Consider the following 266-nt stretch of genomic DNA (forward strand, 5'->3'; position numbering starts at 1 on the left):
GTCGGTGCGGGGCGCGTATTGGTGAACGTGCCGGCCGCGAGTTCGACATTGCCTTGAGCTTCGATCGTGGATTGGTCGTTCAGCACGTCTTGGGTGCGATTGGCGAGCAATCCGTTGGCGTCCCGCTGACCGTCTGCGGCGATATTGATGTCGCCGACACTGTATAGGCTCGCGCCGCCCGTGTTCGACAGTTGAATCGTCGCGTAGAGATTCAACTGATTGGCGGCAGCGATGACGGCAGCGGATCCGGTGTTAGTGATCGTATT

At 59.4% G+C, this 266-nt stretch carries 1 protein-coding gene; it reads right to left on the minus strand.

What is annotated here, in order from left to right; translation table 11 throughout:
• Positions 1–266 (minus strand): hypothetical protein (locus ACV22Z_RS35925; protein ID WP_448080968.1); only part of this gene is annotated, 266 nt, incomplete at both ends.

It is taken from the genome of Burkholderia sp. PU8-34, assembly GCF_053427725.1.